The sequence below is a fragment of the Kitasatospora sp. GP30 genome (assembly GCF_029892145.1).
Classification (GTDB): Bacteria; Actinomycetota; Actinomycetes; order Streptomycetales; family Streptomycetaceae; genus Kitasatospora; species Kitasatospora acidiphila.
In genome coordinates this window covers 69,797-82,553 of record NZ_JARZAH010000009.1, presented here as the reverse complement: position 1 = coordinate 82,553, position 12,757 = coordinate 69,797, and the positions used below count along the sequence as shown (strand labels likewise).

Here is a 12,757-nt window from a genome sequence, read left to right as displayed (position 1 = left end):
AGGCGACTGACGGATGCTCACTCTGCACCGGGGCGCGGTCGACGCCGTGCTGGTCCAGGACGACCGGATCGCCGCGCTCGGCCCCGCCGCCGAGCTGGCCGCCGCCCACCCCGGCGCCCGGGTGCGGGACTGGCCCGGCGGCCGGATCACCGGCGGGCTGGTCGAGCCCGCCGCCGTGGAGCTGCTGGAGCGCCGCTACCACCCGGATCCGCGCGAGGGGATCGGCACCGCACCGCGCGAGCTGCCGGCCGGCCTGTCCGATCCGGCGCTGGGCGGCAGCGCCCGGCGCGGGCTGCAGGCGCTGCTGGCCCGCGGGGTGACGGCGGTGGTCGGGCCGTTCACGCTGCCCGTGGTGCGGACCGCGGTGGCCCGCTCGGGGCTCGCGGTGCTGGCGGCGGACGCGCCGTTCGACCGTGAACCCAGGGGCACCTCCCAGCCTCCCCCAGCCTTCGGCCGGGGGGACCCCCATGGCTGGGGGATGATCGGCGGGCGGGCGGATTTTGCCGTCTTCGGACCGATCGGTGCGGCGGACGAGCGCTGCCTGGCCACCGTACTGGCCGGTAGGATCGTGTTCCGGGGCCGGAGTTGAGCGTTCCGGGCAGCTGCCGGACGGGTGGTCAGCTTGCGAACTCCGTGCCGTGGGCAGTCGCCTGACGCCGGCTCGCAGTGGCCCAACCGGCTGACAGCGGTTACGATCCCGGTCGGCCCGTCAACCACTCTCCCCGGTCGGTGCGGCCTCCACACGTCCCCGTGGAAAGCCAGGTCAGTTGCGATATCCGTCCGCGTCCGCCGCTCCCAGGATCGGCCGTGGCTGGTACCTCGCCGCGGTGCTCAGCGCGGTGGTGGCCCTCGGCATGTGCCTGCTGGGCTGGCGGCAGAGTGAGCTGGCCGACAAGATCGGCGCGCATCCGGTCCAGGTCCAGGGCACCGTCACCCGCCTTCCGGGCGGCAGCGGCACCTACAGCGGCGTCAGCTACGCCGTGAACGGCCAGCAGCGCACCGCGGAGGACCTCCAGCTCCCGGCCGGCGCCAAGGTCGGCGACCCGGTCTGCCTGGAGCACGCGGCCGGCGACGCGGGTGCGGTGCGGGTCTGCGACCAGACCTATCCGCAGGCGGCCGGGGTGCGGATGGCCCAGATCAGCGTGCCGGTGGCGGTGCTCTTCTGCCTGCTGTGCGTGCTGCGGATCCGCCGCCACCACCGGCGCACCGCGCGCTGGGCGGAGCGCCGCAACCAGGTGTTCGCCACCGTCGCGCTGGCCACCGAGGCGCTGGCCGAGGGCATGCCGGCGATCACCGACGGCAAGCGCTCCCGCCGCCGCCACAAGGCGGCCCGCCGCCCGGCGCGCTGAGCCCGCTGCGGCCCCCCTCGGCGGGCCCGGCGGTGCCAGGGTGAACAATGGGTACGTGACCCGAGCCAACCTGGACAAGCAGCCCCACGAAGTCGCCGCCATGTTCGACGACGTCGCGGCCAAGTACGACCTGACCAACGAGGTGCTCTCGCTGGGCCAGGCCCGGTTCTGGCGGCGCGCCGTGGCGGAGGCGGTCGCGGCCGAGCCGGGGCAGCTGGTGCTCGACCTGGGGGCCGGCACCGGCACCTCCTCGCTGCCCTTCCAGGAGGCGGGTGCCCAGGTGGTGCCGTGCGACTTCTCGATCGGCATGCTGGCCGAGGGCAAGCGCCGCCACCCGGAGCTGGCGCTGACCGCCGGTGACGCCACCCGGCTGCCGTTCGCGGACGGCTCCTTCGACGCGGTGACCATCTCCTTCGCGCTGCGCAACGTGCAGGAGACGGAGGCGGCGCTGCGCGAGATGCTCCGGGTCACCAAGCCCGGCGGCAAGGTGGTGATCTGCGAGTTCTCCACCCCGACCTGGTCGCCGTTCCGCACCGTCTACACCGAGTACCTGATGCGGGCGCTGCCCCCGGTGGCCACCCGGGTGAGCAGCAACCCGGACGCGTACGTGTACCTGGCCGAGTCGATCCGGGCCTGGCCCGACCAGGCCGAGCTGGCCGCCAAGCTGCAGCGGGCCGGGTGGCAGAAGGTGGCCTGGCGCAACCTCACCGGCGGCGTGGTGGCGCTGCACCGGGGTTTCAAGGCCGCCTGAGCCCAGCGGCCTTCAAGGTTGCCCGAGTCCAGCGCCGTCATGGCCGCCTGTGTTCAACCGGGGAGCGGCAGCCCGAGGATCAACCGGTCGTCGCCCGGCCCGAAGTAGCCGTCGTGCTCGCGGATCAGCGAGAAGCCGAGCGAGCGGTAGATGTGCAGCGCGACGTCGTTGTCCCGGTCGACGCTGAGCCGGACTTCGCGCACCCGGTCCGAGGCCAGCAGGCTGATCCCCTCCTCGATCAGCTGACGCCCGTAGCCGAGGTTGCGGTGCTTCGCCACCACACCCAGCCCGAGCACCCAACTCTCCTGGTGGTCCGGAGTGGTGGCGAGCAGCGCGTACCCGGCCAGCTCGCTGCCCTGGTCCAGCACCAGGAAGCGGCTGCCGTGCACCTCGAACAGCTGGCGCAGGACGAAGAACGGGTACGGCTCCTCGGGGAAGATCTCCCGATCGATCCGGTGGAGCCGATCGAGATCGCGCTCGGTGGCGAGGCGGACCAGACCGGGGTGGCGCTGCCGCAGCGATGGGTGCATTCCCGTGCCCTCTCATCGGCTTATCTGCCAACGGACTTGCTAGTACAGTACGATGACACCCCATCAGGTGCCAGGGTCGTGCGGGCATCCCCGGGGACCGCTGTCACTCACGTGGTGTAACACCCGCATCTGCGGGCCCCAGCCGGGAGTTGAGTAGTTCATGGATGCCATGCCCTCGCTCGACGCGAGCACGCTGACGAACCGCCAAGCTCCATGGGACTCGTTCGACGCCGAGGCGTACCTCAAGCACAACTACCGCTCCCTGCGCGCGGACGACCGGCAGATCCTGAGCGCCGTCCGGGATCACTTCGCCGCCCACTTCGCGGGCCGGTCGCTGCCCGGGGCCGGGCTGCGCGGGATCGACGTCGGGGCCGGGACCAACCTCTACCCGGCGCTGGCGATGCTGCCCTGGTGCGGGTCGATCACGCTGTTCGAGCGGGCGGGCGGCAATGTGCGCTGGCTGCGCTCGGCGGTCCAGGACTACGGCGCCAACTGGGACGAGTTCTGGGAGGTGCTGCGCCGGCAGCCCGCCTACCTCACCGTCGTGGAGCCGCGGACCAGGCTGGCCGGCGCCGTCGAGGTGGTCCAGGGCGACCTGTTCACCGACCTGCCCGAGCGCGCCGCCGACATCGGCACCATGTTCTTCGTCGCCGAGTCGCTCTCCGCGGCCTATGTGGAGTACCGCGGCGCGATCGACCACTTCGCCGCGGCACTGCGCCCGGGAGCTCCGTTCGCCGTCGCGTTCATGGAGAACTCACTCGGGTATGAGGTGGGTGACCACACCTTCCCGGCCTGCAAGATCCAACGCTCCGATGTTCTGGCGGGTCTTCAGGAGTACACGGCGGACGACCTGAAAGTCAGTCATATCGACGTTCCGGGAAGCCAACCACTGCGCGACGGGTACACGGGCATGCTGCTCGCCCTCGGGCGGCTGCGCGACTGACCCGGACGACTCCGGAACCGAGGTGGGACGTGCGGATCAAGCCACGTCAGCAGTTGCTGGAGATCTGGGAGGCGCTGTCGGGCCAGCTCGTCCAGGGGCTCCAGGAGGGCGATCCCAACTCCGTCAGCGAGGCTGAGCGGCTGCTCTGCCTGCTCTATCCGGCCACCGAGGTGCCCGCCCTGCGGCTCGACGTGCCGGACGAGACCGCCGAAGACGTGCTGGCCTCGCTGCGCAAGCTCGGGGACAGCGTGGTGATCCCGCGCACCCTGCTGGACGCCGTCGCGTTCTACACCGACCGGCACACCATCGACGGCGCCCCCGTGTTCGGCGCCGGTGAGTACTACCAGTCCGACGAGCCCGGGGCGGCGATCACCGAGGCCCAGCGCACCCTGGGCGTGGTCGACTCCTACTCACTGTCGATCACGCTCTGCCTGGCCACCCTGGGCTTCCTCAAGGTCTTCAGCCGCATCCTCACCCGCGCCGACCTGCGCCGCCAGGCCGACGAACTGCAGGACGCCGTCAGCACCCGGCTCACCGCCGCGATGGCCGCCCTGCTGCGCTGCTTCACCGTCTCGGTCTTCGAGGCCGACTCCGAACGCGGCCGCATCCTCTGCGAGACCCTCAACCGCGGCGGCCTCTCCAACCGCGCGGTGGTGCAGAAGCTGCAGGAGAAGCTGGCCCCGCTGCGGGCCATCGTCCGCGACCAGCTGATCCTCGGCCTGAGCACCACCGACGCGCTGGGGAACGACAACCTGCTCTTCGAGTGCGGCTGGTCCTGGGGCATCGTGGCGGACTCCCCGCCGGTCGAGACCACCGAGGACATCGGGCCGCAGCCGCCCGGCATCGCGCAGAACGCCCCCTACCTCTACTTCACCGTGGTGGCGCTGGACGGCATCGCCGACCTCTTCTCCGAGCGCACCCTCACCCTGGGCCTGCTCAACGAGGGCCAGCAGCGACTGGCCCGCGCCCTGCAACTGCGCTGGGAGCTGACCCAGCGCTACTGGTCCGCGCTGGCCCGCTTCGAGGAGCAGGCCTGGCCGCTGGAGAACATCCCCTGGCGCACCACCGACGGCCAGGAGTCGCTCTACTTCTCGCTGCTGGTCAGCTCCATCCTGGTGCAGGACCTGCTGCGCCGCCGGGCCACCGACGCCGACCTGAACCGCACCGTCGCGGTGCTGGAGGAGCTGGGCGTCCGCTCCAAGACCACCCGCCGCATGGTCCCCGGTGACGCCAGCCTGAACCTGCACCACCCCGGGGTGCCGCTCACCCTGGTGGGCAGCGAGCAGGCCGGCCCGCTGCTGCGCTGGTCGGTCACCGACTTCTCGGCCCAACTGCTCAAGCGCTCCGTGCAGTTGGCCAGGCTGGCGCAGGGCATCGGGCCGCACGACCGGCTGCTCCGGCTGGCCGAGGCGATCATGGACCACCTCTGGCTGCGCCGGATCCCGGCCGGCCGGTACGCCAAGCTCTGGGACGACCTGAGCGCCGTCTCGCCGGATGTGCCGCCGCACCAGGAGAACGTCTCCTGGAGCCTCACCGAGCGCATGGTGGAGGCACTGATCTCCACCGCCAACATGATCGGCGAGACCCCGATCCGCTCGCCGCGGCTCACCGAGGTCGCCACCGACCTGCTCGGCGAGGCCGACCACCTGCTGGACAAGGAGATGATGGCGGCGGCCGGCGGTGGCTTCGCCTCGGTGCAGAACACCCTCAACCAGGCCGAGTCCCGGCTCCACCTGGCTCGCCGGCTGCTCCGGGACAACCCCGGCACCGCATGCGCGCTGGCCATCCAAGTCCTCAGCTCGCTCGACGAGTTGGCCGCCGCCAGGCGCACCGCCGCGTGGGGGAGCTGAGCCGTGCTGATCTTCGCGACCTCCGACAAGGGCGGCACCGGGCGCTCGGTCACCAGTGCCAACATCGCCTACCGGCGGGCCCTGCGCGGCGACGACGTCTGCTACCTCGACTTCGACTTCGGCTCGCCCACCAGCGCCGCCGTCTTCGACGTGCCGACGGCGCTGCGCGGCGTCGAGCAGCCCGGGCTGCACTCCTACCTGCGCGGTGAGACCGCGGAGCCGTTCCGGGTGGACATCTGGACCGAGTCGGAGAGCTCGGCACTGCGCCAGCGCCCCGCCGGGTCGGGGCGGTTGGTGCTGCTGCCGGGCGATCGGGGCGGCGGCTCCTTCGTGCTCACCGCGGACATCGTGCGGCGCTGCGGCGAGCTCTTCCTGCGGCTGGCGGAGGAGTTCGACCTGATCCTGGTCGACCTCAGTGCGGGCCGCTCGTATGCCGCCCAACTCGCCCTGGAGGCAACGGCGTTGCCCGAGCTCGGCCATCTGCTGGCCCGTTGGCTGGTGTTCCACCGCTGGACCCGCCAACACATCATCGCCGCCGCCGGATTGGTCTACGGCGAACGGGGAATCATGGCGACAGCGGCCGGTCGGGGCCACCAGGGCATGCGGGACAAGGTGCGGTTCGTTCGGGCCGCCGTGCCCGATGCCAGGTCGCCGATGTTCTCCGATCTGCGCCCCGCCCAGGCGCAGTGGCTGAGCATCTGCGACGAGGAGCTCGGCCGACTCGCCGCCCAGCACCGGCTCGGCCCCACCCTGACCCTGGGCAAGGTGCCGCTCGACCCGGTGCTGCAGTGGCGGGAACAGCTGATCACCGACGACGACGTGCTGCTCCACCAGGTGGCCAACCTGGAGACCGCGCAGGCCTTCGCCGACCTGGCCGCCGCGCTGACCGACGACCAGCGCTGGGAGTCGCCGTTGTGACCGAAGGCGGGGGAGCGACGATGGACACCACATTCCGGGAGGCCTCCGCCGACCCGCGCACCGCCGCGGTGCCGCTGGCCCACCTCTCGCTGGAGCTCGGCCACCTCTACATGGACGACTTCGCGGCCGGCCCCGCCCGGCTGCGCGAGCACTTCGCACGGGTCCGCCCCTGGGCCGACACGGTGCGGGAGAGCTGCGCCCGCACGGTCGGCCGCCGCCCGCGGATCAGCACCTGCTTCCTGATCGACGACTACTTCACCCGGTTCTCCTCGCCCGCCGAGGTGGTTCCGCAGATCCTCCAGGAGGCCGCCGCCGCCGGGCTGGTGATCGACTACCTGGCCCGCGAGTCCGCCTGCGCCGAGGCCGGCCAGGTGCGCCCCGCCCGGCTGGTCGAGGCCCGCCTGGTGCAGTCCCCACCGCCCGGCAGCACCGGCGCCCGCCCGCCCACCAGCGAGACCGGCTGGCTCAGCAACGGCGAGCGCTCCCCGGTCGACTCGCTCGCCGAGGCGATGAGCACCGCCGCCGGCTGGGGCCCGCCGCACGAGATCGAGGCCAAGCGCCACTCGGTCTTCCTGGACGTCGAGCTCTGGGACGAGCAGCACGGCAAGCGCACCTGGTCCTGCCCGTTCCTGGCCGCCGTCTGGCAGCTGCTGCGGCTCGGCCTGCTGCGCGACGACGGGCAGGAGGTGCTGAGACCCGCCGAGCGCCCCGAGGAGTTCCCGGCCTCCTGGGAGGCGTTGGCGCCGCTGGTGCGGCTCAACCCGGCCGCCGCACCGTTCGCCGCGTACCGGACCTTCTCGGTGCTGGCGGGCCGGTTCCTGCCGATCGAGCACGCCGTGGCGGTGATCCTCGACCAGTGGTCGCCGGAGGAGCCGGTGCTGCGCCAACTCGCCGACCGGGCCAGGCAGGAGGGCATCGCGCTGCCGGACAGCGTCCGGGGGCGGGTCGAGCACCTGTTCAACGGGCCGTCATGAGCAGCGGGTTGATGCTGGGCGAGGTGCGCACCGGCCTGCTCCAGCACTCCGTCGAACTGCCCCGGCCCGCCGCCCTGCAACTGCTCCACCTGCGGCACGGCGAGCGGGTGCGCAGCTCCACCCGCCCCAACCACCAGGTGCACTCCGCCGATCTGCTGACCGGCGTGGACTGCCCGCTGCCCACCGGCTCCCGGCGGGCGGTGCGCGGCGTCGGCACGGCCCAGGCCCGCGCCGTGCTCACCGAGGGCCGGGTGCTGCAGGCCTCGGTGCGGGTGCGGATCGGCGAGCGCGGCGCCGGCCTGCGGCTGCCCTGGGGCCACTACCTGGCCCGCCCCGGCACCGTCGAGCCCATCGGGCCGGTCGGCGACGACGACCTGGTGGCGGGCTTCCTCGACGGAGCCTCGGCCGGCCAACTGGACCTCGGCGGCATCGCCGAACGGCTGCTGACGGACCTTCAGGTCCGCTCCCAGCTGGACCGCCGGGCACCGTTCAGATCCCGCCGCACCCGGCTGCTGTGGAGCGCCCAAGTCGGCACCCCCGCAGCCCACTTCACCATCGAGGACGGCACCCTGCGGACGCTGCGGCTCACCCTGGAGCGGGTGGACCCGGTGTCCGTCGCCGCCTTCTGCGAAGACCTGGCCCTGCACGACTGGCTGCTCACCACCCTGGTGCAGCTGATCGACCGCAGCGGCCTCGGCTCCACCCCGGGCGCCGAACCGGTCCTGCGGCTGCGCCCGGCCGTGAACCACCTGCTGCACCTGTGGATGCCCGGCGCCCGGGTGGACCGGGGGCTGGCCCGGGTTTGGGGGAACCTGGAGACCAGCCCCGGCTTCACCCGCCAGTGGGCGGCGGCCGTTCAGCGCATCCGGGACCACCTGGCACTGCAGGCCGTCGGCCTGTCGGTGCCCTCCCATCAGGGGACTGATCACTAGTCGCATAAGCACGGGGGGACAGCATCATGACCGAGCACCGGGTTCCACCGCTCCTGCGCAAGATCCTGACCACCACCCTCTCCGGTGGCGCCACGCTGACGATCACCCTGGCGACCCGGCAGAACACCGTCACCGCCATCAACCTCTCGATCCTGGTCGGCGGCATCGCCCTGCTGGTCGAGTTCCTGCTGGAGTTCGAGACCCGGCTCACCGAGATCGAGGAGCTGGTCGCCGCCCGCACCGAGGAGATGCGGCGCCTGGTCACCGACGGCTTCGCCCGGGTCAGCCACGCCACCGAGCTCTTCGACCGACTGCAGAAGACCCCGCTCGCCAACGGCGTGATGATCCAACTGGTCGACAACATCACCGAGTTGGGCGACCACCAGCCGGCCATCGTCGGTGCCTTCACGCGCCGCGAGCTGCGCCGGCTCTCCGACCTGCTGAAGGAACTGAAGGCCGGTCAGGCCGCCTACGACGGCGAGGACCAGGACTGGCTGCTCACCCTCACCCACAGCGCCGCCACCGCCATCGACGCCATCAGCACCGCCGTCGACATCGGCTTCTGGAGCACCGAGCTGGGCCGCCGCTACCTGGACGCCCAGCGCGCGGCGGTGCGGCGCGGCGTGCCGGTGCGGCGGATCTTCGTGCTGCAGAGCTCCGACCAGCGCGCGGCGGAGCGGATCCGCCGGGTCGGCCGCACCCACCGGGACCTGGGGCTGAACGTCCGGATGGTCGCCGTGCGGGACCTGCCGGCCTGGGCCCGGCGGCCGATGTCCGACTTCATCGTCTTCGACCACGCCATCAGCTACGAGGTGCAGACCGACCAGAGCGGGTCCGACGATTCCGCCGGACCCGATCTGATGGTGGCCAGCACCCTGCTGGTGCTCAGCGAGGACAAGGTGGCCCGGCGGCGGCAGCGCTTCGAGGACCTGTGGGCGATAGCCGGTCCGCTGGACGGCGAGCAGCCGGTGAAGGAGGACACCCCGCCCGACGGAGGGGACACCCCGTCCGGTGCGGAGCCCACCCCGTAGACTGCCGAGGACCGTCCAGCGCTGCCGAGTAGCGCTGAAAGCAGCGCTGTAGTGCTCAGGAGTGTGCGCAGGTGACCGAGAACGCCGTCGAGAGCAGTGCTGACGTCATCGTGGTCGGCGCCGGCCCGGCCGGATCCGCCACCGCGTACTACCTGGCCCAGAGCGGGCTGGACGTGCTGCTCCTGGAGAAGACGGAGTTCCCGCGCGAGAAGGTCTGCGGCGACGGCCTGACCCCGCGGGCCACCAAGCAGCTGGTGGACATGGGCATCGATGTCTCCACCGAGAACGGCTGGCTGCACAACCGCGGCCTGCGGATCATCGCCGGCGGCGTCAAGCTGGAGCTGGACTGGCCGGAGCTCTCCTCGTTCCCGGACTACGGCCTGGTGCGCAAGCGCGCCGACTTCGACGAGTTGCTGGTCCGTCAGGCCGAGAAGGCCGGCGCCAAGCTGTACGAGCGCTGCAACGTCTCCGGCCCGGTGATCGAGGACCGCACCGGTCGGATCATCGGCGTGACGGCCAAGCTCGGCCCCGAGAAGCGCGAAGTGACCTTCCGGGCGCCGCTGGTGGTCGCCGCCGACGGCAACTCCACCCGGCTCTCCATCGCCATGGGCCTGCACCGGCGCGAGGACCGCCCGATGGGCGTCGCCTACCGCACCTACTTCAAGTCACCCCGCTCCGAGGACGACTACCTGGAGTCCTGGCTGGAGCTGTGGGACGAGCGCGGCGGCGAGCGCAAGCTGCTGCCCGGCTACGGCTGGATCTTCGGCATGGGCGACGGCACCTCCAACGTCGGCCTCGGCATCCTGGACTCCTCCCCGGCCTTCGGCGAGCTGGACTGGCGCGAGGTGCTGAAGCGCTGGGTCGCCAACATGCCCGAGGAGTGGGGCTACACCCCCGAGAACATGACCGACCCGATCCGCGGCGCCGCCCTCCCGATGGCCTTCAACCGCCAGCCGCACTACACCCGCGGCCTGCTGCTGGTCGGCGACGCGGGCGGCATGGTCAACCCGTTCAACGGCGAGGGCATCGCGTACGCCATGGAGTCCGGCCAGATCGCCGCCCGCACCATCATCCAGGCCCAGGCCCGGGTCACCGCGGGCGGCCGGGAGCGGGCGCTGCAGGGCTACCCGGCGGTGCTGAAGGACGTCTACGGCGGTTACTACTCGCTGGGCCGCGCCTTCGTGAAGCTGATCAGCAACCCCAAGGTGATGAAGCTCGCCACCCAGCGCGGCCTCACCCACCCGATGCTGATGCGCTTCACCCTGAAGCTGCTCGCCAACCTCACCGACCCGCAGGGCGGCGACGCGATGGACCGCGTCATCAACGGCCTCTCCCGGGTGGCCCCGAACGCCTGACGCCTGCTGGGGCGTCAGCACACCTTGCTGGACGGTGCCGTCCCCCCGCCCAAGCCGATCGCGTGCTTGGCCTGGGCGAGGGTGGCGGTCCAGTCGCCCATGAAGCGGATGGCGCGGTCGTCGACGTAGCAGGCCGCGCCGAGCTTCTTGTTGGTCACCAGCAGCCGGTCGCGCTCCAGCCAGTAGGCGCGGTCGGGGGAGTCGTCCACGATCGCGGCCAGCCCGGAGTGGCGGGTCAGCCAGGCCGCGACCGCCGGGTGGAAGCGGGGGTGCCGGGCCGTGACGACGAACACCGAGCGGACGGCGGCGAGGGTGTGCAGCGCCTCGATGGCGCCGGGGATCGGGTCGCCGTAGATGCGGCCGTCCTGCCAGCCGTCGTCGTGGGCGACCAGCGTCTGGTCGAAGTCGAGGCCCACCGCGTGCGAAGCGGGGGAGGCGGGGTCGAGCGGGACGACGGTCATGGGCGGATCTCCTTCGGTCGCGGCACCGGGCGGCGCCGGGCGGGCCGCCGAGTGCGGCCTGCTGGAGATGAGCGGGAGGACGCCGGGCGCTTACCGCGCCGCGTCATCCATCACCCGATCCGGTGACAAAAGCCCCGACAGAAGTCCCGGCAAAAGCCCAGCAGAGCGACACCGTCGGGGAACGACAAGACCCGTGCCCCCTTCCGCTTTGCCCCCGAAGCGAGCAACCCTGGAGGGGCGGCCGTTCGGCCGACCGATCACACCAATCCTGGGGGCGCCACCATGGACGACGACTGGTACGTGGACGACCGTTGCACCAACTGCGATGTGGCGCGGCAGCTCGCGCCCGGCCTGATCGGGGAGGTCGACGGACGGTCCGAGATGCTGCGCCGGCCGCGGGACGCCGCCGAGGCGGCCCAGGTGAACGCCGCCGCGTTCGCCTGCCACACCCGCTCGATCCGGCACCCGCACCGCCCGCTCGACCAGGCGGCGGACCCGTTCCCGCTGGCGCTCGACGAGAACGTGCTGCTCTGCGGCCACAACTCGCCGCACACCGCCGCCGCCAACTCCTATCTGCTGCGGCGCCCCGCCGGCACCCTGATGATGGTCGACACGCCCCGCTGGTCCGAGCAACTCGCGGCCCGCTACGAGAAGTCGGGGCCGGTGACCGACGTACTGCTGACCCACCGGGACCATGTCGCGCACGGCCGCCGGTACGCCGACCGGTTCGGCGCCCGGCTGTGGATCCACGAGGGCGACCTGGCCGCCGCGCCCGACGCCGACCGGGTGCTGCGCGGCACCGACCCCACCGAGATCGCCGACGGCGTGATCGCCTACCCGCTGCCCGGGCACACCGAGGGCAGCGTCCTGTTCGTCGCCGACCAGCGGTACTGCTTCAGCGGCGACAGCCTCTACTGGTCGCGCACCAAGGGCGCCCTGTCCGTCGCCGAGCACGTCACCTGGTACTCCATCGAGGCCCTCGCCGCCTCGCTGGCCCGCACCGCGCCGCTGCTGCACTTCGAATGGGTGCTCCCGGGGCACGGCGACCGCCGGCAGCTGGCGCCCGAGGAGATGGCCGAGCAGCTGCGGGCGTTGACCGCCCACGTGGCCCGACTGCGGCCGCGGCCGGTCGACTTCACGGCTCATCAGTGGTGAACGGAGACTGGAGCGCGAGCTTGAACCCGTCGTGGCTGCGGGCGAAGCCCAGCCGCTCGTAGAACCGGTGCGCGTCCTCGCGCCGCTTGTCGCTGGTCAGTTGGACCAGCGCGCAGCCGCGGGCGCGGGCCCGGGCGACCGCCTGCTCCAGCAGCGTTCGGCCGAGCCCGCCCCCGCGCCGGTCCGCGCGGATCCGCACCGCCTCGATCAACGCCCGCTCGGCGCCGCCCTTTCCGAGCCCGGGGATGTAGGTCGCCTGCAGGCAGCCCAGCACCGTGCCGCCGTCGCCATCCTCATTGCCCTCGCCACCCTCGTGGCCTTCGTTGACCAGCACCAGCAGCTCGTTGCGCGGGTCGGTCTCGATCGCCGCGAAGGCCCGTTCGTACTCCGCCCCGACCCGGATCGTCGCCGGATCCACCACCCGCTCCTCGTCGGCGAGCAGGGCCAGTACGGCCGGCAGGTCGGCACGGGTGGCGGGGCGGAGCAGCAGCACGGGAACGGTCATGGC

The 12,757-nt window shown here is 72.3% G+C and carries 14 protein-coding genes; 11 read left to right on the top strand and 3 right to left on the bottom strand.

The features are described 5' to 3' along the window. Positions 1-13: 13 nt before the first annotated feature. The 3 genes from P3T35_RS16260 to P3T35_RS16250 all read left to right on the top strand — a co-directional run bounded on the left by P3T35_RS16260 (position 14) and on the right by P3T35_RS16250 (position 2,100). A complete protein-coding gene (locus P3T35_RS16260) occupies positions 14-589 on the top strand; it encodes a hypothetical protein (RefSeq protein WP_101381819.1) in 576 nt (191 codons plus the stop codon). A 178-nt stretch (positions 590-767) separates the two neighbouring features. Further along, on the top strand, positions 768-1,349 hold the full coding sequence (locus P3T35_RS16255; protein WP_143676872.1) for a hypothetical protein: 582 nt from the start codon (positions 768-770) through the stop codon (positions 1,347-1,349). Between the two features lie 55 nt (positions 1,350-1,404). Then, entirely contained in the window at positions 1,405-2,100 is a 696-nt protein-coding gene (locus P3T35_RS16250) for a demethylmenaquinone methyltransferase (protein WP_101381821.1), read from the top strand. Positions 2,101-2,153: 53 nt separating this feature from the next. Here the strand turns inward: P3T35_RS16250 and P3T35_RS16245 are convergent, their stop codons facing one another. Further along, positions 2,154-2,630, bottom strand: coding sequence for a GNAT family N-acetyltransferase (locus P3T35_RS16245; protein WP_101381822.1), 477 nt, complete (start codon positions 2,628-2,630; stop codon positions 2,154-2,156). A 160-nt stretch (positions 2,631-2,790) separates the two neighbouring features. On the opposite strand from P3T35_RS16245, the gene P3T35_RS16240 reads away from it, so the two are divergent. From P3T35_RS16240 to P3T35_RS16210, 7 genes are all read left to right on the top strand, one after another. Beyond that, the gene (locus P3T35_RS16240) at positions 2,791-3,573 is read left to right on the top strand and encodes an SCO2525 family SAM-dependent methyltransferase (RefSeq protein ID WP_280706429.1); all 783 of its coding nucleotides are present in this window, start codon (positions 2,791-2,793) and stop codon (positions 3,571-3,573) included. A gap of 29 nt (positions 3,574-3,602) precedes the next feature. Further along, positions 3,603-5,423, top strand: a complete 1,821-nt coding sequence (locus tag P3T35_RS16235; protein ID WP_101381823.1) for an SCO2524 family protein — start codon at positions 3,603-3,605, stop codon at positions 5,421-5,423. A gap of 3 nt (positions 5,424-5,426) precedes the next feature. Next, entirely contained in the window at positions 5,427-6,341 is a 915-nt protein-coding gene (locus P3T35_RS16230; RefSeq protein WP_101381824.1) for an SCO2523 family variant P-loop protein, read from the top strand. A 20-nt stretch (positions 6,342-6,361) separates the two neighbouring features. Continuing rightward, positions 6,362-7,315, top strand: a complete 954-nt coding sequence (locus P3T35_RS16225; protein WP_101381825.1) for an SCO2522 family protein — start codon at positions 6,362-6,364, stop codon at positions 7,313-7,315. Next, positions 7,312-8,247, top strand: coding sequence for an SCO2521 family protein (locus P3T35_RS16220; protein ID WP_101381826.1), 936 nt, complete (start codon positions 7,312-7,314; stop codon positions 8,245-8,247). The genes P3T35_RS16225 and P3T35_RS16220 overlap by 4 nt, the downstream gene beginning before the upstream one ends. Positions 8,248-8,273: 26 nt before the next feature. Further along, positions 8,274-9,278 (top strand): hypothetical protein, encoded by a 1,005-nt coding sequence (locus tag P3T35_RS16215; RefSeq protein WP_101381827.1) that lies wholly within the window; start codon positions 8,274-8,276, stop codon positions 9,276-9,278. 71 nt (positions 9,279-9,349) lie between these two features. Further along, complete coding sequence (locus tag P3T35_RS16210; RefSeq protein ID WP_101381828.1) at positions 9,350-10,633, top strand: geranylgeranyl reductase family protein; 1,284 nt, start codon at positions 9,350-9,352, stop codon at positions 10,631-10,633. 14 nt (positions 10,634-10,647) lie between these two features. On the opposite strand, the gene P3T35_RS16205 is transcribed toward P3T35_RS16210, so the two are convergent. Then, positions 10,648-11,094, bottom strand: coding sequence for a hypothetical protein (locus P3T35_RS16205; protein WP_101381829.1), 447 nt, complete (start codon positions 11,092-11,094; stop codon positions 10,648-10,650). Between the two features lie 282 nt (positions 11,095-11,376). Between P3T35_RS16205 and P3T35_RS16200 the strand changes: the two genes are divergently transcribed. Continuing rightward, positions 11,377-12,249 (top strand): MBL fold metallo-hydrolase, encoded by an 873-nt coding sequence (locus P3T35_RS16200; protein ID WP_101381830.1) that lies wholly within the window; start codon positions 11,377-11,379, stop codon positions 12,247-12,249. Here the strand turns inward: P3T35_RS16200 and P3T35_RS16195 are convergent. After that, positions 12,230-12,754 carry a GNAT family N-acetyltransferase gene (locus P3T35_RS16195; protein WP_180356552.1) on the bottom strand — a complete coding sequence of 175 codons (525 nt, stop codon included), beginning with the start codon at positions 12,752-12,754 and terminating at the stop codon, positions 12,230-12,232. The genes P3T35_RS16200 and P3T35_RS16195 overlap by 20 nt on opposite strands. Positions 12,755-12,757 lie beyond the last annotated feature (3 nt).